Below are 21,698 nucleotides of genomic sequence, written 5' to 3'. Positions count from 1 at the left end.
CCGGGTCAGCGGGTGACCATGAGCTTCTTCACGGCGTAGTTGGTGCCGTAGGTGTCCATCGGGACCTCGTCCAGCGGAACCGCGAGCCTGAGGTCGGGGAACCGGGCGAAGAGGCGCGGCAGGACGGTCTTGAGTTCGGCGCGGGCGATGTTCTGGCCCAGGCACTGGTGGACGCCGTAGCCGAAGGCGAGGTGACGGGTCATCTTGCGGTCGAAGTCAGGGGTGTCGGGGTTGTCGAAGACGCGCGGGTCGCGGTTGGTGGCGGGCATCGCGACGACCACCAGCTCCCCCTTCTTGATCTGCTGACCGGCCAGTTCGAGGTCTTCCTTGGCCACACGGCCGAGACCGAACTGCACGATGGTCAGGTAGCGCAGCAGCTCCTCGATCGCCGGGCCGGTCTTCTCCGGGTGCTCGGCCAGGTTCTGCCGCTGCTCGGGGTGGGTGAGCAGGGTGAGGGTGGAGAGCCCCATCATGGCGGCCGTGGTGTCATGGCCGGCGAAGAGCAACAGCACGCCCATGCCGATCAGTTCGTCGTCAGTGAGGAAGGAGCCCTCTTCGTCGGCGATGGCGATCAGGTCCGCGAGCAGACCGTCGGTGGCGCCGGTCTCCCGCTTGGTGGCGACGAGCCGGGTGATGTAGTCGATGAGCCACTGGGCACCGGCGTCACGCTCGGCGCGGGTGTGGGACATGTCCATCATCACCTCGGTGGCGTGATGGAAGCCGTCCCTGTCCTCGTAGGGCACGCCCAGCAGTTCACAGATGACCAGGCACGGGATGGGCAGCGCCATCGCCTCGACGAAGTCGAAGGTCTCGGGGCCCGCCTCGATGGCGTCCAGGTGCTCTTCGACGATGCGGTCGATGTAGGGCTGAAGCTTCTGCTGGACCGACTTGGGGGTGAAGCGGCCGGAGATCAGCCGGCGGTAGAGGCTGTGGTCGGGCTCGTCCATCATGACGAACGTAGGGTTGAACGGCGCCTCTTCCTCGCCGCCTTCGGTGACCTCACCCTCCGGGGTGTCGTGCCGGGGACGGCGTGCGCTCAGCCGGGGGTCGGCGAAGACCGCGCTGCCCTCCTCGAAGCGCGTCACCAGCCAGCCGGTCGATCCGTTGGGGAAGCGGACGCGGGTGACGGGCTGCTCCTCGCGCAGCTGGTAGTACTCGGTGGGCGGGTCGAGCGGGGTGGCGCGCTCGACGGGCATGGCGGGCAGGGTCTCGGTCACAATTCCTCCGGCGAAGCGTCGTGTGCGCGTGCGTGATCTGCCAGGGCCTCGGTGATGCCCTGGTGGGTGGCGGTGGCGTTGCACCAGCCGACGTAGTGGGCGAGGTGGAGTACGGCCTCGTTGAGCTGGGCGGGGGTGAACTCGCCGTTGGTCAGGGCGCCGCCCGCCTGGATACGGATCAGGTCGGCGCGTCCGGCGGAGGCGGCCACGCCGAGCGTGAGCAGCCTGCGGTCGCGCACCGACAGGTCCGGGCGGGACCAGACGTCGGCGAAGAGGTGGTCCACGGTCTGGGCGAGGAACGGAGTGTCCGCGGTGCCGGCACTGGCCTTCAGGCCGGGCCCGTAGACGCGGTCCATCATCTCCAGGCCGCGTTCCCGCTGATCCGACGGCAACGGCGGCAAGTTCGGCAAGGGAGAGCCGGACGGTGACGTGTCCTCGGACCCACCGCCGAGGGTGTCGGCGGCCCGCTCCCTGGCGACACCGACGAGCGGTGCGTCGACCCCGAGCGCGGCGGCCAGGTCGAGGGCCGCGTCGAGGTCCTTCGTCATCAGGGTGTCGATCTGCTGCCGCAGCGCGTCGGTGAGGCTGCCGTCGCCCTGCATGCGCAGCAGTTGCAGCAGTGTGGTGCCCCCCGGGTCCGCGGCGTCGATGACCGTGGTCAGGGTGGCCGGATCGACGCCCGCGGCACGGGCCAGCGCGGCGGCCTCCGCCGCCGTACGCCAACTGCCGTACGTGATCACGTTGCGGGCGATTTTGGTCGCCATGCCCGCACCCGAAGGGCCGCAGTGCACGACCTGCTTCGCCCAGTCCGCGAGAACGGGCGTGGCGTATTCCACCGTCGCGCTGTCGCCGCCGAGGATCGCGACCATGCCGTGCTCGGCGGCCTTGTCGCCGGGTGTCACCCCGCAGTCGAGGAACCCGGCGCCCGCCTCGGTGCAGGCGGCGGCCAGCTCGTGCACCACGGGCAGCGCCACGGTGCTGAGCAGGACCACGGTCAGCCCGGGGTGGGCTGCCGTGAGCAGGCCGTCGTCGCCGGTGATCGCGGCACGGGCCTGCTCCGCGTTGACGACGGCGACCATCACCACGTCGGCGGCACGGGCCACTTCGGCGGGCGAGGCGAGCACGTCCGGCACGCCGTCGAGGCCCTCGGCCGCGTCCGGGCGGATGTCGTGGACGGCGGGAGCACGTCCGCTGCGGGCCAGGCTGACGGCGACCCCGCCGCCGATCATGCCAAGACCCACCACTCCCGCTCTGAGTTCCCGATCCGCGGTGTCCTGTCGTGTTCCGGATGTCACCGTGCGCCTCCCGTCGTCACCAGCGATTCGCGCGCCGCCTCGGTCCCCGGCTCCCACGGAGCCGCCGCCGCGACCTGGGCGCGGTGGGTGCGCGCGGCGCGGATCATGTTCACGCCCACGGCCGCGCAGACCGCGCCGTCCTTGCCGTACAGGGCCACGAGCTTGCGTCCGGCCACGTCGCCTTCCACCAGGCGTATGTGGTCGGCGCCGCGTGGCCGCCCGTAGATCTGGATCTTCAGGTCGTACTGGTCGGACCAGACGTACGGGACCGTCGTGAACGCCGAGGCGGCCCCGGGGCCGGCGAGGATGTTGCGCGCCACCAGCAGGCCCTGCTCCGCCGCGTTGGTGCGGTGTTCGATCCGCCACCGCTGTCCGTCGGGCGCGGGCCAGGAGGCGATGTCGCCGGCCGCCCAGACTCCGTCGCCCGCGCTGAGCGTCGTGTCGCACAGCACCCCGTTGTCCACGGGTACGCCGCTGCCCGCCAGCCACTCGGTGTTGGGAACGGCTCCGATGCCGACCAGTACCGCGTCGGCGGTCAGCGTGCGGCCGTCGGCGAGCCGTACGCCGGTGACCCGGCCGTCCTCGGAGGTGATCCGGTCCACCCGGACGCCCGCCTGGACCCGCACGCCGTGTTCGGTGTGCACGGCCGTGAGCATGGCGCCGAGTTCCGGTCCGAGGACGTCGGCCAGTGGCATGGCGGTGTCGGTGACGAGGGTGACGTCGCAGCCCAGTTCGCGGGCCACGGCGGCCGCTTCCGCGCCGACGAATCCGCCGCCGACCACGACCAGACGGGGCTTGCCCCGCAGGTTGTCGCGCAGGGCGAGCGCGTCATCCAGCGTGCGCAGGACGTGCACGCCGCTGATCCCCTCGGTGCCCGGCAGGCGCCGGGCGCGGGTCCCGGTGGCGATGACCAGCTGGTCGTAGCCCACCCGTTCACCGTCGGCCAGTTCGACCTGACGGCCGGTGGTGTCCAGGCCGGTGGCCCTGGCGCCCAGCCGCAGGTCGAGGTCCAGCTCGTCCAGAATCCGCTGGTCGCGCAGATGCAGCCGCTCCGGTTCCCAGGCCCCTGCGAGCAGTTGCTTGGACAGCGGAGGCCGGTCGTACGGTACGTGCGGTTCGTCACCGATCAGGGTCAGCCGGCCGCGGTAGTCCAGCCGGCGCAACCCCTCGCAGACGCTGAGCCCGGCGGCCGAGGCGCCGACGACCACGACGTGCGACGGCGGCGTGCCGGCCCCTGGGGGCGTACTCACTCCTGCACCTCGATGGCGGCGGCCGGGCATACGGCGGCGGCCTGCCGGACGTTCTCGTACTGCTCCTTCGGCGGGTCCGCGTCGAGGAGCACCACGAGGCCGTCCTCGTCGCGCTGGTCGAACACCTCGGGAGCCACCAGGACGCACTGGCCCGCGGCGCAGCACTTGTCCAGATCAAGGGAAATTTTCACGAAAGCCTCCATCGTGCCCGGAGTGGGGTGGCACGGAATGGGCGGCCAGGACAGTTGCCCCAGTCACCTAACTAAGTTCAGTTACGGACGTTAGACCTCCAACGCCGTGCCGTCCAGTCGGCGCCGGACGCACCGGCAGCCATCCGGCCACGACGGCGGAAAGGCAATGCGGGGTGCGGAGTTGAGGCGTATTGACTACGACTGGGGGCTGTCGTCCGCGGTGCCGAGAAGGTCGCGGATGCGCCGCATGGCCAGCGTGTCCACCGCGCCCTCGGCGCCGGGCCGCGGAGCCGTCGTGTCTCCCGGGAGAGCGATCAGGGAGCCGAGCAGTCCGTCCGCCAGGTCGAGCACCAACTGCTCGGTCAGGTCGTCGGAGAAGATGCTGTGCGAGAGGGAGACGGTGCCGTGGAGCCCGGCCCACAGCGTGGTCGCCAGCTGTTCGGCGGGCAGCGACAGCACACAGCCGGCCTCCGCCGACCGGGTGACCGCGTGACGGAGGGACCCCGACACCAGCTTCGCGGGGTGGCGGCCGATGCGGGACGCGTCGACGGCCGGCTGACGGGTCTCGAACATCAGCCGGTAGTGTCCGGGATTGTGCAGCCCGAACCGGCAGTACGCGTGCACCTGGGCGCGCAGCCGCGCCAGCGGATCGCCGTCCGCCGCCCCCTCGTCCGCCGCGCGCATCAGCTCGGCGAGCTGGGCGTATTTGTCCGTCAGCGCCGTCCAGACCAGCTCGGCCTTGTCCGAGAAGTGCAGGTAGATGCTGGGCGCGGCCACGCCGACCTCCTGCGCCACCGCCCGGATGGTCAGCTTGTCCGCGCCGCCCCACTCGACCAGCAGCCGGTTGACCGCGTCCAGGATGTCGCGCCGCAGCAGCTCGCCCTGGCCTCTCCGGCTGCGTGGCCGGCCGGAGCCGGCCCGCTCCCGCTCCGCACGCATGTCCACGTCCTTTTCCCGGGCCCGGCCGCGCTCCCCCGTCATGAGGGACAGCCCGCCCGCTTCACAGCGAGGTGACGGGCTCGAACCAGGTCGGCTCGTCGCCCAGCGCCTGCTTGATCCGGAAGACCGCGTACTCCTCCAGCTCGGGCAGCGCGTCCACCGAGAACCACCCCACCTCCAGCGACTCCTCGTCGTTGACCCGCGCCGTGCCCCCGACGGCGCGGCAGCGGATGGTGATGTCCATGAACTGGCAGACGTCCCCGTTGGGATACGTGACCGGCTTCCGCATCGCCTGGACGAGCACGATCCGCTCCGCCTCGCACCGCACGGCGGTCTCCTCGTACACCTCGCGCACGGCCGTGTCCGCGGGCTGCTCCCCCGGTTCCGGAATCCCGCCGATGACCGACCAGCCGCCCGTGTCCGCGCGCCGCCCCAGCAGTACGCGTCCCTGGTCGTCGAAGACGACGACGCTGACGCCGGGCAGCAGCAGAAGCTGGTGGCCTGCGGTGGCGCGGATCTCGCGGATGAAGTCCGGTGTTCCCATGCGTCGACCTTAGGCCCTGCTTCCCGCCCGCCGGATCCGTACCGAACGCACGATCACCCATCCGAGTCCGCCCGCGGCCACCGCCACCAACAGCGCCTCGGGCAGGGTGCCGAGCCGGGTGGCGGGGGTGATCGAGGTACGCAGCGGGACCCGTTCGACCAGCGCGTCCGCCGTGAACATCTTCGTCTGCCGGACGACCGTGCCATCCGGCCTGATGACCGCACTGACCCCGCTGGTCGCCGGAACGATCACCGCCCTGCTGTGCTCGACGGCACGCACCCGCGACATGGCCAGCTGCTGGTAGGTCATCTCGCTGCGGTCGAAGGTCGCGTTGTTGCTGGGTACGGCGATGAGTTCGGCGCCGGCCTCGACCGGGTCGCGTACGGCACCGTCGAAGGCCGCCTCGAAGCAGGTGACCAGGCCCACCCGGGTGCCCGCCAGGTCGAAGAGGCCGACCTTGGTGCCGGGGCCGAAGTCCCGGCTGACCCGGTCCACGTCGGAGTTGAAGATCCGGACGAAGGACCGCATCGGGATGTACTCGCCGAACGGCTGGACGTGCCGCTTGTCGTACGTGGCCACCGGGCCGCGCGCGGGGTCCCACTGGATCAGGGTGTTACGCAGTTTGCCCGTGTCGGGTGTCACGACAGCGCCGACCACGGTCGGCACACCGATCGCCCGCACCGCCTCGTCGATCACCAGCCGGGCGTCGCCGTTGCGGTAGGGATCGAGGTCGGAGGAGTTCTCGGGCCACAGCACGAAATCGGGTTGCGGCACCTTGCCCGCCTTCACATCGGCGGCCAGCTGCTCGGTCCTGCGTACGTGGTTGTCCAGGACCGCGCGGCGCTGGGAGTTGAAGTCGAGGCCCGCGCGCGGCACGTTGCCCTGCACCGCGGCGACGGTCGCCGTGCCGTGCTGCGCGGTGTCGCTCACGAGCGGCAGCGCGGCGAACGCCCCGGCGACCGGCGCCAGGACGCTGAGAGCGGCGGCGGTCACAGCCGCGCGCGGCACCCGGCGGGTCCGCCGGTACGCGAGGACCTGGCGGAACGCCTCGTACAGGCCGAAGCCGCACAGGACGACGCCGAAGCCGAGCACCGGTGTGCCACCCACCGCGGCGAGCGGCAGGAAGAGGCCGTCGGCCTGGCCGAAGGCGATCTTGCCCCAGGGGAACCCGCCGAACGGCACGCGGGCCCGGGCCGCCTCACCCGCGATCCATACGGCGGCCGCCCAGAGCGGCCATCCGGGCAGCCGCGAGACGGCGGCGATCCCCAGGCCGGCGCATCCGACGAAGACCGTTTCGGCCGCCACCAGAGCGACCCAGGGGAAGGCGCCGACCTCCGCGCCCGTCCAGAACAGCAGCGGCAGCAGAAACCCGAGACCCGCGAGATAGCCGAGACCGAACCCGGCGCGCAGCCGGCGGCCGTACAGCGTCCAGGCGAGCAGCGCGAAGCCCGGCAGGGCCAGCCACCACACGGTGCGCGGCGGAAAACTGAGGTAGAGCAGTACGCCGGAAAGCACCGCTGTCCCGGGCCTGACGAGCCCCCGGAGCAGGCGCCTGCCGCGGGGGGCCGGAACGGGAGACGGCTGAGGGGCGTCTACTGAGGTCATGGTGGCGCTCACCTGGCGGAGTCTACGGCCGGGAGCTGTGTGAGGAGTGTGACGGGCGTTATGGGCATGACCCGAGTGACGTGACCGGCGGCGCGGCCCGTTGCGCACGGGGCGCGCTCACGGGTCGGGCACCGTAGGCACGGTCAGGTCATACGCACGGATCGGGCCGTACACACGGGTCGGCCGTACGCACGGGTCCGTAGCGCGCCACGGAGGGCCGGGCGGGCTCAGAGGTCGCCGGACCCCGGGGCGGGGGCGGCCTGGTCGGGTCCGGCCTGGTCGGATCTCGCCTGTCCGAGGTGTTTCCGGTCGGGGTTCGCCCTGCCGAGCGCCCGGCCGCGCGTCTTCCGGGAGCCGCCGCAGCGGTCGCGGATGATGTGGGCGGCTGCCTCCGCGTCGTCCACCGTCACGGTGAAGACCCGGCCGTCGCCCATCTTGAGGACCAGCGCCTCGCCGCAGCGCACCACCACCGCCGAGCCCTTCTCGGGGCGCCAGCGGTAGCCCCAGCCGCCCCACTGGCGCGGAGTGACCCGGGGCGCGACATCCGCGTCCACGACCTGGGCGAGCATGATGCGGCGGCGTGGCAGGCCCATGTGCCCGCAGCGCACCTCCATGCAGTCACCGTCGACCCGGACCGACACATGGACGAAGGCGAGGGTGCCGAAGAGCATCAGCAGTCCCGCGGCGAAGCACCCGATCACCGACATAAGGAGAGCCACGAATCCCGTGGTCCAGGTGGAGTCGACGGCGAGCTTCACACCGAGTCCGATGCACGCGGCGCCCGCGGCCGCGAGCAGCCACTGCACGTGGTTGGTGGCGCGGCCCGACCAGATCTCGGGCAGGGGCTCAGCGGAGTGGCCCTTGTGCCGGGGTTGCTCCCTCATGCCCAGCAGACTACCCAGGTTCCGCTCGGACGGACGTCCCGCGGAGCGGTCGGCGCAGCTCGCCGACCGCGATCAGGAGCTGTCCCTCCGCATAGCTGAGGGCCGGTTCCGGCAGCGCGGACTCGCGCCCGCTGAGCAGCACGGTCAGGTCCGTACCGGGCTCCGCGGCGGGCGCGGGCTGCTCACCCACACGGCGCAGCGCCTGCGCCGCGACCGCTCCGGCCGAGCCGTGCAGGATGACGGGCGGCAGGTCGCCGCGGCGCGCGGAGACGGCTGCGCGGATGCGCTCCGAGACCAGTTCGTAATGGGTGCAGCCCAGGACGACGGTCCTTACATCCCGTGGTGTGAGAGCCGCCGCAGCGGCCACCGCGCGGTCGATCGCGGCCTGGTCCGCCTCCTGCACCGCGTCCGCGAGCCCGGGGCACGGCACTTCCGTGACATCGGCAGAGGCGGCGAAATCCCGGATGAGACCGCGCTGGTACGGGCTGCCCGTGGTGGCGGGGGTGGCCCAGATAGCGACCGGTCCGCCGCCGGCAGCGGCGGGCTTGATGGCCGGGACCGTACCGATGACGGGCAGCCCCGGCTCCAGCTCGGCGCGGAGCGCGGGCAGCGCGTGGACCGAGGCGGTGTTGCACGCGACGATCAGCGCGTCGGGGCGGTGCGCGGCGGCGGCCCGTGCGACGGCGAGGGCGTGTTCGACGATGTCCTGCGGGGCGCGGGGGCCCCAGGGCATTCCGTCGGGGTCGGAGGAGAGTACGAGAGCGGCGTCGGGGCGCAGCCGGCGCACCGCCGCGGCTGCCGCGAGCAGACCGATGCCGGAGTCCATGAGCGCGATTTTCACCCGGTCACCATAGTCGACCGTGCTTGCGCCCCGGGCGATGTGGGGCAGACTCGGCGGATGAGCGCCGTTGCCTGGATCGCCGTAGGTTCGCTGGCCGCGTGGGGCTGGCTGTCGCTGGGTCAGGGTTTCTTCTGGCGGACGGATCAGCGTCTGCCCGCGCGTGAGGATCCCGTCGTACGCGACACCCCGGAGAATCCCGCCGGCTGGCCGTCCGTCGCCATCGTCGTACCGGCGCGGGACGAGGCCGCCGTCCTGCCGGACAGCCTGCCTTCGCTGCTGGCGCAGGCCTATCCGGGGCGGGCCGAGATCTTTCTCGTCGACGACGGCAGCCAGGACGGTACGGGCGCGCTGGCGCGCGAACTGTCGGCGCGGTACGGCGGCCTGCCGCTGACCGTGGCCACGCCCGGCGAGCCCGAGCCCGGCTGGACCGGGAAGCTGTGGGCCGTACGGCACGGTCTGGCGCTGGCACGGGCCCGCGACCCCGAATATCTGCTCCTGACGGACGCCGACATCGCGCATGCGCCGGACAGCCTGCGGGAGCTGGTCGCGGCCGCCCGGTCGAACGGGCTCGACATGGTCTCCCAGATGGCGCGGCTGCGGGTCGCGAGCACCTGGGAAAAGCTGGTCGTGCCTGCGTTCGTGTACTTCTTCTCGCAGCTCTATCCGTTCCGCTGGGTGAACAGTCCCCGCGCGCGGACGGCCGCGGCGGCGGGCGGCTGCGTACTGCTGCGCGCGGACGCGGCGGAGCGGGCGCGGGTGCCCGAGTCGATCCGGCAGGCGGTGATCGACGATGTGGCGCTGGCACGGGCGGTGCGCGGCAGCGGGGGCCGGATCTGGCTGGGGCTCGCCGACCGGGTGGACAGCGTGCGGCCCTATCCGGGGCTCGGGGATCTGTGGCGGATGGTCTCGCGCAGCGCGTACGCACAGCTGAGGCACCATCCGCTGGTGCTCGCGGGCACGGTGGTGGGGCTCGCGGTCATCTATCTGGCACCGCCCGTCGCCGTGCTCACCGGGCTGTTCGGCGGGGATCCGGCCGCGGGATGGCTGGGGCTCGCCGGCTGGGCGGTGATGACGGGGACGTACGTCCCGATGCTGCGCTACTACCGGCAGTCGCTGTGGACGGCTCCGCTGCTTCCGTTCACGGCGCTGCTCTATCTGCTGATGACGGTCGATTCGGCGGTGCAGCACTACCGGGGCCGTGGCGCGGCCTGGAAGGGGCGTACGTACGCCCGGCCCGAGACCGCGCCCTGAGCGCCGGAGTGCCTGATGCCTGATGCCTGATCCTCTGACGCTCTGACGCCTGAGACCGGGCGCCGGATCACTTCCGGCCGGGCGTCCAGTTCATGCCCCAGCCATAGGCCTGGTCGATGGTGCGCTGCGGACTGACCCGGCGTTCCGGTACCAGGAAACGCGCTTCCCGCTGCACGACGAGGTCCGAACCGGTATTGGTGATGAGCGCGAGAGCGCACACCGTCGAGGGCGCCGTGGATTCACCGAGCGAGAAGTCGATGGGTGCGCCGTGCTGCGGCTGGAGCGTGACCGTCGCGTCCAGGTCGGCGAAACTGCTCGCGCCTTCATAGATGGTGACGAAGATGACCACGCGCCGGAGCCGGTCTTTGTGGTCGAGGTTGATGGTGAGGTTCTCGCCGGTGGAGCCGCCGGTGCGGTCGTCACCGTCGAGTTGGATGTACGGCGGCCCGGTGAGCGAGCCGAACGCGTTCCCCAGCGCCTGGACAACGCCTTTACGTCCGTCGGTCAGTTCATAGAGGGCGCACAGATCGAGATCGAGAGCGGGTCGCATGCCGGCGGCCCTGCCCAATTTCGCGCCCCAGCCCTTCGTCTCCCGGGTCCGCATCTGCCACGTCAGATTGACGCGCATGGCGCCGGAGCCGCCGCCCTGCTTGGCGAGGGAGACCGACGGGGCCTCCTTCGTCAGGGTGACCTTGCTCAGGCGTACGGGCGTGGGGGGCGGGCCGGCCGGGGCCGGTGGCACGGGCGGAGCCGCGGGCGCCGGTGCGTGCGCGGCCACCGGCGGCGGAGCGAGGGTGTGCGGGTCCTGCCCCGGCGGCCGCTGGGGTTCGTCGACCGAGATGCCGAAGTCCGTTGCCAGACCGGCGAGTCCGCTGTCGTACCCCTGTCCCACCGCCCGGAACTTCCAGCTTCCCTGCCGCCGGTACAGCTCGCCGAGCACATAGGCCGTCTCGACGGTCGCGTCCTGGCTCTCGTACCGCGCGATCTCGGCGCCCGACGCGGCGTCCGCCACCCGTACGCGCAGACCGGGCACCTGCCCGAAAGTGCCGCCGTCGGCCGAGGCGGCGAGGACGATCCGCTCGACGGCCGGCTCGACACGCGCGAGGTCGACGGTCAGCGTGTCCGTGGCACCGTCAGCGCCGGTTCCCTTGCCGTCGTGCCGTACGGCACCGGAGGCGTGCTCCGGCTGGTTGTAGAAGACGAAGTCCGCGTCCGAGCGCACTTTTCCCGACACCAGCACCAGCGCCGAGGCGTCGACGTCGGGCACCCCCGGCCCTGTTCGCCATCCCAATTCCACGCGTACAGCCGAAGCCTGTACCGGAACATTGGCCCCTTTAAGCATGGACATGCTCGCCCCCATCGCGAGTCGGGGTGACTGAAATTTTACGTCCTGACAAGCTAATCGCACCATCATCGATCAAGCCCCCCGTGACCCGCCGCCAACGTGTCTTCAGCTCCCTCCTTACACAATCCGGACATTGGAGGGGCGACCTTTTTGGCACGTTCGCTCGCGTTGGGGATCCCGAGCCGCCCGCGGCTCCCGAATGACCCTCGGACCGGCTCCCAACGGGGGCCTTCGGCAGAAGGTTCCCGTGCGGAGGCCAGAGGCCGCGGGTCGGGGCCCACGGCGGAGACCGCCCCGCGGGCCGCGCTCACGACCGGGTACGCCACGCTGCGCGGGCGCCCGTTCCTGTCGCTGCCGGGCGAGCCGAAGGCGCTGGACGCGGCGGCGCCGGCCAACGGGTCCCGGCCGGGGTCCGCGGCCTTCCGGCACTGGCGCGGCGGAAGGTGGGCGTCAAGCCGCTGCTCCCGCGCGAGGTGGACGGCACGATGGTGCCGCCCGCGTGGCGCAGGCCGGCGTATGCCGGCCCCGCAGGGCACGGTGGCCCGGGACGCGTACGTGGTGTGCGTGCTGAAGCAGCCGCACCGGGCCGCGGCGGCTGAGCGCGGGACGGGCATGCCAACTGTGGGCTGCAACCGGGAGGAAGCAGCCCACAGTGACGAGATCAGGGAGTCTCAGTATCCGAAGATCATCTTGTACGCGACTTCCGGGAGGAACTGACCGGCAGCGGAGCCGGCGCCGACTCCGCAGTCGCCGTCGGACTCGCCGGGGGTCTTCAGCCACAGCAGCATCTCGGCTCCGCCGCCCGTCTGGCTGACGGCCCCGGTCCTCCGTCCGGCGGGGTTGCACCACTCGCCGTTGGCATCGTTGCCGTTGCGGCTGGTGTCGATGACGAAAGGCTTCGTGTAACCGTAGCCCGACAGCGCCGAGTTGATGGCGTTGCCGTAGCTGATGTTCCGGTCGTTACCGTAGTAGTTCGAGATGTTCAACGCGAAGCCGTGCGCCTGCTGGAGCCCGGCGCCGTCGAGATGCTGGGCCATGGTGCCCGCGTCTATCCAGCCGGGGTTTCCGGCATCCAGGTACGTCCACGTGTTGGGCGCCTGCGCGGAGAACTGCGCCAGCGCGTCCCTGAGCATGGCGTTGCGCTCATCGATCTGCTGCTGGGACATGCAGTTGTAATCGCCGAGCGAGTCGGGCTCGATCATCACCAGCGCCGGTCGCCCGCCGATGGCCGAGGCGAAGGCGGAGATCCAGGTGCGGTACTCCGCCGGAGAACCCGCCCCGCCGCCGGAGTAGCCGCCGCAGGCGTCGCGGCCGGGGATGTTGTAGGCGACCAGGACGGGAAGCTTGTCTGCGGCGTCCGCGGCTCCCACGTAGGAGCCCACCGCGGCCCCGATGTCACCGCTCCAGGAACCGAACCACCGGGCCATGGGGCGCGAGGCGATGTTGTCCTGGATCGCCGGCGCCCGTCCGTCGCCGGGGTTCGACGCGACCCATGCGGCCGGACCCGAGTTCGGGTCCACGTAGAACCCGCTGGTCATGCCGATCGGATCGGCCAGGGCGTCGGCGTCGGCCTGCCCGGTGCCGAGAGGCAGGAGCAGGCACGCGAATGCGGACGCGACGAGCGTACGCATCATCTTTCTCATCAGTGCAGCCCTCTCTGGGAGCGCTCCCACAACGGCGGTGACTCAGCCGCGGGGGAGACGCGGGTGGGGGGGAGAATCGAGCGGCGGTCCCTTTGGGGCTCTCTCCGAGAACTGCCGCTGCCAGACGAGACAGTGGCAGGGGGTCAGTCCGCTGTCAATGAATTCGGCGAGGGCCGCGGGATGAGGTCAGGGAAGCGGCGAGCGGCGTTCGGGACGCGTCCCGAACAACGCGGACCCGGCGGCCGCGCCACCGATGAGGAGCGGCAGGCGCTGTACTCGCATGACTGCCTCCGGCGCTTCCGCACCGGCGCCTGACAGCGGAGCGCCCGCACGGTCGTATTCGCCCTGTGCGGCCGTGAATTCCCCGTAGCGAAGAAGCCCCGGCGCGCCGACTGTCCGCCGCGCCGGCAATGTCTTCATGAAGTACGGCAGCAGGAAGGACCGTTCGCCTTTGCCGACCGCGCCGTCCACCGGCGCGCGCGTCCGCCTCGACCGATCCGGGATGATGCCCGGCCAGGCAAAGGCGGAGGAGCGGATCCGTCCGCAGAACCGGGCCGGGTGGCGGGTCGAACCGCGTGACGTCGACGGCGCTGATCCGCCGAACACCGGGAGCTACCGCGGCCGGCACACGGAGAACTCTCTCCGAAGTGTGCGGCGCGCAATGCGGTGGCCGATACTCCGGCTCATCCGGACCGCGTGTTCGCCGCCCACGCCTGTTCGCGCGGGGTCCCCATCGGGCGAAAGATCCTCTCAGCGAAGCGAGTTACGCAACTGAACGGATGGGGCCTGCGGCGTCCCGCCGCTGACCCCCTGCTTTCGCCGGGCCGTATCCACGGGCACAGTGACGGCCCTGCTTGAAGCGAGCGGCCTGAAGATCAGTCTATCCGAAGGCCGTGACGTTGATCTTTGATCGTCGGGAGCATTGGACCGATAGCGCAGCGCATCTTCCGTTCCGCTTCCGATCCGCTTCCGGTCCCTGGGCGGAGCACCAGCAGGTCGGATGGAGCCGGTCCGGAAAGGTGCGCGCATCCTTGCCCTGAGTCCGGCACCCTTCTCCGGACACCCGGGGTCGGGCGTCCGGAGCCCAGGCGAGCGCCATGCGCGCACAGCCCATCCGCCGCCTCTTGTTCGCCACGGGATCCTCCAACGATAAGCTCCCTCTGTTACGGAAGTTTTAACGGCGTTTGGGCAAGTCAGCCCGGTAGAACGAGCATAAAACGGATGCCCCCGAGACTGGGGCTCCCCAACCGGCACATCGTGGGCTTAACTTATTTCTATGACCTCCCCCCGTGCCAGCTATGGCGGCAGTTACTACACCGCACCGTCGTTCCCGGACACCCCGATCTACGACTCCCTGGTCGCGGAGCGGGGCACCCCTCAGATCGCCCCGATCCGAGTGTCTCCCGCCTACGAACCGAGCAGCGGCTACTCGGCCAACAGCTATCTGCCGGCGCTGCCGTCGGCTCTGCCCGCCCTGCCGGCCGCGCCTTCGCAGCCCGCTCCCGCGTACGGCGGCTACCAGCAGCAGCCCATGCCGCAGCAGCAGCAGCCGCTCCAGCACGCCCCCGCGCCGTACATCCCGCAGCAGGCACCGCCCCGCGGCTATCCCGGGCAGGGCGCTCCGCAGCAGTACCAGCCGTACCAGCAGCAGCCGCAGCAGCAGCCGCAGCGCCCCGCGCCCGGCACGGGGTACGAGGCGATGCGCCCCGCGGCCACGCGGCCGGTGCCCCCGCCGCAGAACCAGTACGAGGACCCGTACAACCGCCCCTACCAGAATCGGGGGTACTGACCTCCGGGAGGTCAGGGAGGCCTGACAGGATGCCCGCATGCCCACGCCGCACCCTCATCCGGTCCTGCGAGCCCTGCGGGTGCATCCGGTCAAGTCACTCGGTGGTACCACGCCGCAGACGGCGGAGGTCGAGCCCTGGGGCCTCGCGGGAGACCGGCGTTGGGCACTGATCGACGGCATGGGGAACGTGGTCACACAGCGCCGGCAGCCACTGCTGGCGCTGTCTCGTGCCGAGTTGGAGCCGGGCGGGGGAATCCGGCTGTACGCGCCCGGTCTTGAGCCGCTGACCGTCGGTGTGCCGCCCGACGGAGGGACGGCGGGCGAGACCGTCGTGACCGTGATCTTCGGCACCAGGATCGAGTCGGTGCCGGCGGGGTCCGAGGCGCACCGCTGGTTCAGTACGTACCTGGGGGTGGAGGTCCGGCTCGTCCATCTCGACCGGCCGGCCGAACGCAGGCCCGTCGACCCGGACTTCGCACGGCCGGGCGAGACGGTCAGCTTCGCGGACGGCTTTCCTCTGCTGGTCACCACGCTCGCCTCGCTCGACGCGCTCAACTCGCTCATCGCCCAAGGGGATCACGCGGATGAGGGCCCGCTCCCGATGGACCGGTTCCGGCCGAATCTCGTGGTGGCGGACACCGAGCCGTGGGCGGAGGACGACTGGCGGCGCATCGCGGTGGGCGGGGTCGTCTTCCGGGTCGCGAAGCCCTGCTCCCGGTGTGTCGTCACCACGACGGACCAGCGCACCACCGAGCGCGGCAGGGAGCCGTTGCACACACTCGGCAGGTACCGGCGCTTCGAGGACGGCCTGATCTTCGGACAGAACCTCGTGCCGGAGACCACCGGCACGCTCCGGGTCGGCGACCCCGTGACGGTGCTCCGCTGACGCTTCCCGGCCCGCGCCGCCCATCGCGGTGTGAAGCCGCCCGCCCCGGGAACACGACCCGGCGGCGGTCACGCCGAGTGCGTCTGCGTCTGTGCGTCTCGAGTCTGTGCGTCTCGCGTCCGGGCATATGCCCCGTGCCGCCCCCAGGCCACGAACGGCCGTGCGCGGACACGGAAATGGGGTGCGGAACAGGTGAATGTCATCACGGGGCTCCGGCGCTGGCGGCACAACCCCTTGTGCAGGACCACCGACCTCGCGGAGGCGTGGGCGGCGCTGACCGCGGCGCTGCTGCTCGTCCTGGCGGCTCCGGCCGCCGGTGTGATCTGCGGGATCCTGGCCGACTCGGCGCTTCAGAAGACCGTACGTGCCCAGCACGAGCAGCGGCACCTGGCCACGGGCACGGTGCTGCGCCTGACGCCGGACCGGCGGCGCGGGCCGCACGACGTGAGCACCCGGGTGGTCGCCAAGTGGCGTGCCATGGACGGCAGTACGCACACCGGCACGCTGTCGGCGCCGGGGCGTGACGCCCGTGCGGGAACCACGTTCCACTTCTGGACCGACACGCGGGGTGAGCCCGCGAACGGACCGGTGAGCGGCGGTGCGGCCCGGATCCGGGCCGTCCTGGCCGGGGTCGGTGCGGCCGCACTGGCCGCGGTCCTGGTGGAGTGCGGCAGGCGGCTGTTCGTATGGCGGCTGGTACAACGGCGGTACAGGCGGCTCGACCGCGCCTGGGCCGAGGCCGGTCCCGACTGGGGACGCGCGGGCGCCGACAGCTGAGACCGGCCACTCAGGTCAACTCACCTGCGCCGCGCGCGCTACGGTGGTGCCGCCCGGTCCACTCGTTGCGGCCGGGGATCCTGGGCGCGCGGCGCTCCGGACGGCACGGCACGCGCACACGCACGAGGTGGGGGCACAACAGCGCCATGGCACAGGGCACGGTCCAGGTGACGCACACCGGAACATCGCGATGGCGGCGCCGCACAGGCGAGTACGCCTCTCTCGCCGCTGCCCTGGAGGCCGCCGGCGACGGCGATGTCCTCACCGTCGCCCCCGGCACGTACCGGGAGAATCTCACCGTCTCACGGGCCGTCACACTGCGCGGCCCCGAAGGCTCGCTGGGTTCCGTTCGCATCGCGCCGACGGACGGCGTCCCGCTGACCGTGCGCGCCGCCGCCACGATCCAGGACCTCCATGTCGAGGGCCAGGACTCGGCGGCTCCCGCGCTGCTCGTGGAGGACAGCACACCCGAACTGCTCGACCTGCGGATCGTGACCCGTTCCGCCGCCGGTATAGAGGTACGGGGCAACGCCAGGCCCAACGTACGGCGCTGCACCGTCGACAATCCGGCGGGAGTGGGGATCGGCGTCATAGAGGGCGCGGGCGGGCTCTTCGAGGAGTGCGAGATCGTCGCCGCCGGGCAGTCGGGCGTCTCGGTACGCGGCGGCGGGCGTCCGCGGCTGGAGCGCTGCCGGGTCCATCACGCGTCGGGTGCGGGCCTGATGGTCACGGGCGAGGGCAGCGCGCTCGAGGCCGTCGGCTGCGAGGTGTACGAGATCAAGGGCACCGGCGTGCAGATCGCCTCCCGCGCCTCGGCCCATCTCACCGACTCCTCCGTGCACCGCACGTCGGCCGACGGGATCACACTCGACACCGACGCCGTCCTCACCCTCTCCGACTGCGACATCCACGACATCCCGGAGAACGCCGTCGACCTGCGGTCGCGTTCCGTGCTGACGCTGACCCGCTCGACGGTACGGCGCTTCGGCCGCAACGGTCTCTCGGTCTGGGACCCAGGCACCCGGGTCGACGCCAACCAGTGCGAGATACATGACAGTACGGGCGACTACCCGGCCGTCTGGGTCAGCGACGGCGCGACCGTCGTCCTCGACTCCTGCCGGGTGCACGACGTCCCGGACGCGCTCTTCGTCCTCGACCGCGGTTCGCGCGCGGACGTCGTCGACAGCGACCTCTCGCAGGTGCGCAACACCGCGGTGTCGGTGAGCGACGGCGCGACCGCCCAGCTCGACGACTGCCGGATCAGGGAGGCCTCGACGGGGGCATGGTTCCGCGACCACGGCAGTGGCGGGACGCTCAACTCCTGCACGATGGACGCCGTTCAGACCGGTGTCATCGTCACCAAGGGCGCCGACCCCACCATCGAGCGGTGCACGGTCGCCTCCCCCGCCGAGGCGGGTTTCTACGTATCCGCCGAGGGCCGCGGCACCTTCCACCACTGCAAGGTGACGGGCAGCGGCGGCTACGGCTTCCATGTGATGGACGGCTGCCGTACGACTCTCACCCGCTGCCGTACGGAGCGCTGTGCGCGCGGTGGTTACGAGTTCGGGGAGAACGGGCCGAACGCCGAGGACTGCTCCAGCGACGAGAGCGCGATCGCGACGCCCGCGTACGAGCCGCCGCCGGCCGTGCTGACCGCGACGCAGACGCCGAGCGTGCTCGGCGCGCTCCCGCCCGCACCCGCCACCGCGCCCGCCACGGCGTCCCCGGACACAGCCGCACCCGCGGAGCCGCCTCGCAGCTCGGAGGACGTCCTCGGGGAACTCGACGCGCTGGTCGGCCTCGACAGCGTCAAGAGCGAGGTCCGGGCGCTCACCGACATGATCGAGGTGGGCCGCCGCCGCAAGGAGGCGGGCCTCAAGGCCGCCTCGGTCCGCCGCCATCTGGTCTTCACCGGCTCCCCCGGTACCGGCAAGACGACCGTGGCCCGGCTGTACGGGGAGATCCTGGCCTCCCTCGGGGTGCTCGAACGGGGCCATCTCGTGGAGGTGTCACGGGTGGATCTCGTCGGCGAGCACATCGGTTCCACCGCGATCCGCACGCAGGAGGCGTTCGACCGGGCGCGCGGCGGTGTGCTGTTCATCGACGAGGCGTACGCGCTGTCGCCGGAGGACTCCGGGCGTGACTTCGGCAAGGAAGCGATCGACACCCTGGTGAAGCTGATGGAGGACCACCGCGAGGCCGTGGTGGTGATCGTCGCCGGTTACACCGCCGAGATGGAGCGGTTCCTGACCGTCAACCCCGGTGTGGCGTCACGTTTCTCACGCACCATCACCTTCAGCGACTACGAGCCCGACGAACTGCTGCGGATCGTGGAGCAGCAGTCCGACGAGCAGGAGTACCGGCTCGGCAGCGGCACGCCGGAGGCGCTGTTGAAGTACTTCACCGCGTTGCCGAAGGGCCCCGCGTTCGGCAACGGCCGTACCGCGCGGCAGACGTTCGAGGCGATGGTGGAGCGGCACGCGGGCCGGGTCGCCCAGTTGCCGGAGAGCAGCACGGACGACCTGACCCTGCTCTACGCCGACGATCTGCCCGAACTTCCCTGAGGACGAGCGGAGTTCGCGGCAGGTCCGGCCGGAGCCGGTCCCCCCGGAGCCGGTGCGGGCAGCTCTGAGCGCTGTCCCGGCAGCGCGGACGGCAGCCGGGCGAGCAGCGCCGCGCGCTCCTCGGCGAACACCGGATCGGCCTGGTAGTCGGCGTGGCCGAGGATCGGCGCGGGCAGCGGGTGGCGCGCCGAACGCCCGTAGGCGAGCGGGTCCTTGAGCGGTCCGCGGTCGACCCCGGGCCGCTCGTCGTCGGCACTGACCCGGACGGGACCGCCGATGGGGTCGGTGGCGCGCCACAGGTTGCGCCAGCAGTGCAGCTCCCGGTTCAGCCCGCTGAGCTGACCCGCGCCGAAGTACGCGGGGAACCAGCGGCCGTACAGCCGCTCCAGGGGCGAGCCGTACGTCAGGAGCGCCACCCGGTGCCGTGTGGTGTCCCGGAGCTGCCAGACGGCGGCGGCGGCGAGCACACTGCCCTGGGAGTGCCCCGACAGGACGAGCCTGCCGCCCGTGCTCCCGGTCCAGGTGGCGATCCGCCAGGCCAGGTCGGGAACGGCGCGCTCGGCATAGCAGGGCGGCGCGAAGGGGTGCGCGGCGCGCGGCCAGAACGTACCCACGTCCCACAGGATACCGACGGTGCGCCGGGCGGAGGCCTGCCGGTAGGCGCGGCGGCCCCAGGTGACGAACAGTATGAAGCCGAGGCCGATCAGCCACGATCCCAGCGCCTGTGCCGTGTCGGCGGCCGACCGGACGAACGGGGCCGCGCCCTCCGCCGCCCTGCCGGGCACCTCGCCGGTCAGCCACGAGCCCACGACCGCTCCGGCGCCGAGCAGCAGCGCGGTGCCGGAGAGGAGCCCCACGAGCCAGGAGGTGGCCTCGGTCAGGGCGGCCCTGGCACGGACGGCCGCGATCTGCCGGGTGCGGACGGAGTCCGCGGTCGCGTCCGGATACTCCGCCTCGACAGCCGGGCCCAGCCTGCGGGAGGCGCGTACGGTACGGACGGCGAGGGCCGCGACCGGGATCAGCAGCAGGACGAGCAGGACGGGGATGACCGCGGCCTGCCAGCTGAGCAGCACGGGAGGCCCGGCGATCGTGCCTCCGCCCATCCCGGGTGTGGCGTCTCCGTCGAGCCAGTCGGCCACGCGCTGGGCGATCCCGCCGGTCATCACATCGCCCAGGGCGCAGGCGAGCATCGCGACCGTGGGGCCGCCGAGGCCGCGCAGCACGATCCGGGGGTGGGGCGCGCGGCGGTACAGGGCGTGGGCCGTGACGGCGAGAAGGGCGACCAGGACGCCCTGGGCCAGCGCGGTCACCCAGAACGCGCCGTCGCCGGGAAGCGCGCCGGAGGAGGCCCATCCGGGCCGCGACCAGGCGGTGTACACCAGGGACAGGCCGAGCAGGGTGAGGGCGGATCCCGGCAGCCAGGTGATGAGCGTCCGGTCGAGTACGGCGTCGCGGGTGCGCTCGCTGCGGCCCCTGCGGCACACGACGTACACGGCCACCACCGCGCAGACGCCGAGCGCCGCCTGGAGGAGTGTGCCGGCGAAGGGCGCCGCTGCGCCTGCGGCCGCGCGGTCGTGACGTACGGCGGGAGCGGTGAGCAGGGCGGCGACCGTGAGGAAGCCCGCGGCGGTGTGCGCGGCGCGCAGCCGGGCGACGAGCCTGCGGCCGTACCAGAACCCGGGGCGGCCGAGGGCGGGCCGGATCCCGGGCGGGCCGTCTCCGGCGTCTCCCGCGCCGCTTCCGCTGCCGGACGCCGCTGTGCCGGGCTGTTCATGGGCGGGCGGGCGCTGGGCCTCGTACGCGGTCCAGGTGCGGTTGGAGAGGTACCACAGCAGGACGACCAGGGCCGTGGGCACCAGCGAGGCCAGGGCGAGCCGCCGGCCCGGCATGCTCCACCAGCCGTGCCGCGCGGGCGCCAGGAAGCCGAGCCAGGAATGGTCGTCCGCGCAGGCGGCGGAGCCCGCGCACTGCCACGCCGTGAGATCGAGCGCGACCTCGCAGGCGGCCGCGGTCAGCAGCACGGTCAGGGTGAGCGCGATCAGCCGTACCCACACGCCGTACAGCCGCTGGGCCCGGGCGAGGCCCTGGGTGGCGGGGCGCATCCAGTGCGCGAGGTTGACGACCATGAAGGGCAGCAGGATCAGCCACAGCGCCCGCGAGGCGTTGCCCGACGTGAGGTTGGCCCAGCTGTACGCCTCGGGGATCGGCCGGTCCCGGTAGCGCTCGGGGTGCTGTTCGGCGTCGGCGTCGGTGGCGCGGCGGTACACGGCCGCGGTCTCGTCACCGGCGATTCTGACCGTACGGGCGTCGTCGAGCATGTCCTGCGGGGTGGTCCCGCCGACGCCGTGGACGAGCAGTTCGAGGGCGGGTCCGGCGTCACCCGGCGCCGGAGTCCCGGGCGACGCGTCCGCTTCCGCTTCGGTGGACACAGGTGTTTCGGGCGGCACATCGGTTTCGGAGGACATGTCCGTGACTCGCTCTCGATGTGGGGGCGGCAGGTGAGGGCGACGGCGCGGTACGAAACGCGCCACAGCCCCCACGTTCCCGGATCCGTACCGCCCGATGTCCGGTCTGCACGGAATCTCCTCGATTCATCACCCCGCCGACCTCCGGGGCGTGCGACCGGGTCCCGTGGGAGGATGGGAAACCGTTGACGAAGGGGAGGAACGGGCCTTGG

Annotated in this window: 17 protein-coding genes and 2 pseudogenes; 6 read left to right on the top strand and 13 right to left on the bottom strand. The window is 71.9% G+C overall.

The features are described 5' to 3' along the window. Window positions 1–5 precede the first annotated feature (5 nt). The 9 genes and pseudogenes from ACIP6N_RS28920 to ACIP6N_RS28880 form a co-directional block, all read right to left on the bottom strand. Window positions 6–1,217 carry a cytochrome P450 gene (locus ACIP6N_RS28920; RefSeq protein ID WP_401820488.1) on the bottom strand — a complete coding sequence of 404 codons (1,212 nt, stop codon included), beginning with the start codon at window positions 1,215–1,217 and terminating at the stop codon, window positions 6–8. Beyond that, on the bottom strand, window positions 1,214–2,512 hold the full coding sequence (locus tag ACIP6N_RS28915) for an NAD(P)-binding domain-containing protein (RefSeq protein WP_401820486.1): 1,299 nt from the start codon (window positions 2,510–2,512) through the stop codon (window positions 1,214–1,216). The genes ACIP6N_RS28920 and ACIP6N_RS28915 overlap by 4 nt, the downstream gene beginning before the upstream one ends. After that, window positions 2,509–3,792 (bottom strand): NAD(P)/FAD-dependent oxidoreductase, encoded by a 1,284-nt coding sequence (locus ACIP6N_RS28910; RefSeq protein ID WP_401820483.1) that lies wholly within the window; start codon window positions 3,790–3,792, stop codon window positions 2,509–2,511. The genes ACIP6N_RS28915 and ACIP6N_RS28910 overlap by 4 nt, the downstream gene beginning before the upstream one ends. Beyond that, a complete protein-coding gene (locus ACIP6N_RS28905) occupies window positions 3,759–3,953 on the bottom strand; it encodes a ferredoxin (RefSeq protein ID WP_401820480.1) in 195 nt (64 codons plus the stop codon). The genes ACIP6N_RS28910 and ACIP6N_RS28905 overlap by 34 nt, the downstream gene beginning before the upstream one ends. 195 nt (window positions 3,954–4,148) lie before the next feature. Next, on the bottom strand, window positions 4,149–4,892 hold the full coding sequence (locus ACIP6N_RS28900; protein ID WP_401820478.1) for a TetR/AcrR family transcriptional regulator: 744 nt from the start codon (window positions 4,890–4,892) through the stop codon (window positions 4,149–4,151). 61 nt (window positions 4,893–4,953) lie between these two features. Continuing rightward, a complete protein-coding gene (locus ACIP6N_RS28895) occupies window positions 4,954–5,436 on the bottom strand; it encodes an NUDIX hydrolase (RefSeq protein WP_401820475.1) in 483 nt (160 codons plus the stop codon). A 9-nt stretch (window positions 5,437–5,445) separates the two neighbouring features. Further along, window positions 5,446–7,041 (bottom strand): apolipoprotein N-acyltransferase, encoded by a 1,596-nt coding sequence (gene lnt / locus ACIP6N_RS28890; RefSeq protein WP_401820474.1) that lies wholly within the window; start codon window positions 7,039–7,041, stop codon window positions 5,446–5,448. Between the two features lie 362 nt (window positions 7,042–7,403). Next, a pseudogene (locus tag ACIP6N_RS28885) lies at window positions 7,404–7,925 on the bottom strand (hypothetical protein); the annotation flags it as partial. A gap of 10 nt (window positions 7,926–7,935) precedes the next feature. Beyond that, complete coding sequence (locus tag ACIP6N_RS28880; RefSeq protein ID WP_401820471.1) at window positions 7,936–8,766, bottom strand: glutamate racemase; 831 nt, start codon at window positions 8,764–8,766, stop codon at window positions 7,936–7,938. 57 nt (window positions 8,767–8,823) lie between these two features. Here ACIP6N_RS28880 and ACIP6N_RS28875 point away from each other — a divergent pair, with 57 nt between their 5' ends. Continuing rightward, complete coding sequence (locus ACIP6N_RS28875; protein ID WP_401820469.1) at window positions 8,824–10,017, top strand: glycosyltransferase; 1,194 nt, start codon at window positions 8,824–8,826, stop codon at window positions 10,015–10,017. Between the two features lie 67 nt (window positions 10,018–10,084). Here ACIP6N_RS28875 and ACIP6N_RS28870 read toward each other — a convergent pair whose 3' ends face one another. Next, a complete protein-coding gene (locus ACIP6N_RS28870) occupies window positions 10,085–11,365 on the bottom strand; it encodes a TerD family protein (RefSeq protein WP_401820467.1) in 1,281 nt (426 codons plus the stop codon). A 276-nt stretch (window positions 11,366–11,641) separates the two neighbouring features. On the opposite strand from ACIP6N_RS28870, the pseudogene ACIP6N_RS28865 reads away from it, so the two are divergent. Next, window positions 11,642–11,950 (top strand): annotated as a pseudogene (locus ACIP6N_RS28865) (hypothetical protein); the annotation flags it as partial. A gap of 83 nt (window positions 11,951–12,033) precedes the next feature. On the opposite strand, the gene ACIP6N_RS28860 reads toward ACIP6N_RS28865, so the two are convergent. Both ACIP6N_RS28860 and ACIP6N_RS28855 read right to left on the bottom strand, forming a co-directional pair. After that, on the bottom strand, window positions 12,034–13,005 hold the full coding sequence (locus ACIP6N_RS28860; protein ID WP_401820466.1) for a glycoside hydrolase family 6 protein: 972 nt from the start codon (window positions 13,003–13,005) through the stop codon (window positions 12,034–12,036). A gap of 186 nt (window positions 13,006–13,191) precedes the next feature. Continuing rightward, window positions 13,192–13,476: a hypothetical protein gene (locus tag ACIP6N_RS28855; protein ID WP_401820463.1), complete on the bottom strand. Its 285-nt coding sequence runs from the start codon at window positions 13,474–13,476 to the stop codon at window positions 13,192–13,194. Between the two features lie 805 nt (window positions 13,477–14,281). Between ACIP6N_RS28855 and ACIP6N_RS28850 the strand changes: the two genes are divergently transcribed. The 4 genes from ACIP6N_RS28850 (at window position 14,282) to ACIP6N_RS28835 (ending at window position 19,021) form a co-directional block, all read left to right on the top strand. Beyond that, window positions 14,282–14,794, top strand: coding sequence for a DUF6643 family protein (locus ACIP6N_RS28850; RefSeq protein WP_401820461.1), 513 nt, complete (start codon window positions 14,282–14,284; stop codon window positions 14,792–14,794). Window positions 14,795–14,831: 37 nt separating this feature from the next. Then, complete coding sequence (locus ACIP6N_RS28845) at window positions 14,832–15,680, top strand: MOSC domain-containing protein (protein ID WP_401820459.1); 849 nt, start codon at window positions 14,832–14,834, stop codon at window positions 15,678–15,680. A 192-nt stretch (window positions 15,681–15,872) separates the two neighbouring features. Next, window positions 15,873–16,457: a hypothetical protein gene (locus ACIP6N_RS28840; RefSeq protein ID WP_401820456.1), complete on the top strand. Its 585-nt coding sequence runs from the start codon at window positions 15,873–15,875 to the stop codon at window positions 16,455–16,457. Between the two features lie 146 nt (window positions 16,458–16,603). Then, a complete protein-coding gene (locus ACIP6N_RS28835) occupies window positions 16,604–19,021 on the top strand; it encodes a right-handed parallel beta-helix repeat-containing protein (protein ID WP_401820453.1) in 2,418 nt (805 codons plus the stop codon). Here ACIP6N_RS28835 and ACIP6N_RS28830 read toward each other — a convergent pair. Next, window positions 18,991–21,486 carry a hypothetical protein gene (locus ACIP6N_RS28830; RefSeq protein WP_401820451.1) on the bottom strand — a complete coding sequence of 832 codons (2,496 nt, stop codon included), beginning with the start codon at window positions 21,484–21,486 and terminating at the stop codon, window positions 18,991–18,993. The two genes, ACIP6N_RS28835 and ACIP6N_RS28830, sit on opposite strands and share 31 nt — an antisense overlap. Window positions 21,487–21,698: the final 212 nt, after the last annotated feature.

Source organism: Streptomyces sp. NPDC088725 (assembly GCF_044751305.1).
Classification (GTDB): domain Bacteria; phylum Actinomycetota; class Actinomycetes; order Streptomycetales; family Streptomycetaceae; genus Streptomyces.
The sequence above is the reverse complement of the archived record's forward strand: the minus strand, read 5'-3'. Positions and strand labels throughout refer to the sequence as shown.

What these genes read in the sequence shown, in the direction of transcription:
- ACIP6N_RS28910 (WP_401820483.1), bottom strand. Translation starts at nt 3,792, where the DNA reads ATGCCCGGCCGCCGCCATCGAGGTGCAGGAGTGAGTACGCCCCCAGGG.
- ACIP6N_RS28900 (WP_401820478.1), bottom strand. Translation starts at nt 4,892, where the DNA reads ATGCGTGCGGAGCGGGAGCGGGCCGGCTCCGGCCGGCCACGCAGCCGG.
- ACIP6N_RS28895 (WP_401820475.1), bottom strand. Translation starts at nt 5,436, where the DNA reads ATGGGAACACCGGACTTCATCCGCGAGATCCGCGCCACCGCAGGCCAC.
- lnt (WP_401820474.1), bottom strand. Translation starts at nt 7,041, where the DNA reads ATGACCTCAGTAGACGCCCCTCAGCCGTCTCCCGTTCCGGCCCCCCGC.
- ACIP6N_RS28875 (WP_401820469.1), top strand. Translation starts at nt 8,824, where the DNA reads ATGAGCGCCGTTGCCTGGATCGCCGTAGGTTCGCTGGCCGCGTGGGGC.
- ACIP6N_RS28870 (WP_401820467.1), bottom strand. Translation starts at nt 11,365, where the DNA reads ATGTCCATGCTTAAAGGGGCCAATGTTCCGGTACAGGCTTCGGCTGTA.
- ACIP6N_RS28860 (WP_401820466.1), bottom strand. Translation starts at nt 13,005, where the DNA reads ATGAGAAAGATGATGCGTACGCTCGTCGCGTCCGCATTCGCGTGCCTG.
- ACIP6N_RS28850 (WP_401820461.1), top strand. Translation starts at nt 14,282, where the DNA reads ATGACCTCCCCCCGTGCCAGCTATGGCGGCAGTTACTACACCGCACCG.
- ACIP6N_RS28845 (WP_401820459.1), top strand. Translation starts at nt 14,832, where the DNA reads ATGCCCACGCCGCACCCTCATCCGGTCCTGCGAGCCCTGCGGGTGCAT.
- ACIP6N_RS28835 (WP_401820453.1), top strand. Translation starts at nt 16,604, where the DNA reads ATGGCACAGGGCACGGTCCAGGTGACGCACACCGGAACATCGCGATGG.
- ACIP6N_RS28830 (WP_401820451.1), bottom strand. Translation starts at nt 21,486, where the DNA reads ATGTCCTCCGAAACCGATGTGCCGCCCGAAACACCTGTGTCCACCGAA.